Annotated in this window: 1 pseudogene; it reads left to right on the top strand. The window is 60.6% G+C overall.

The features are described 5' to 3' along the window. Window positions 1-39 precede the first annotated feature (39 nt). Window positions 40-320, top strand: a pseudogene (glyA, locus tag AC0L20_RS40470) (serine hydroxymethyltransferase); the annotation flags it as partial.

Below are 320 nucleotides of genomic sequence, written 5' to 3'. Positions count from 1 at the left end.
GACCAGATCCAGGGATATGACGACGCACTGCTGGCGGCGATGAATGCCGAGGAGCAGCGCCAGGAAGATCATATCGAGCTGATCGCGTCGGAGAACTACACCAGCAAGCGCGTCATGGAAGCTCAAGGCAGCGGCCTGACCAACAAATACGCCGAAGGCTACCCGGGCAAGCGCTACTACGGTGGTTGCGAATACGTCGACGTGGTTGAGCAGTTGGCCATTGACCGTGCAAAAGAGCTGTTCGGCGCCGATTACGCCAACGTCCAGCCGCACGCCGGTTCCCAAGCCAACAGCGCGGTGTACCTGGCCCTGCTGCAAGG

The sequence above is a fragment of the Bradyrhizobium sp. Kon58 genome (assembly GCF_055807455.1).
Note: the sequence above shows the minus strand (reverse complement) of the source record. Positions and strands in the feature narration are given on the sequence as shown.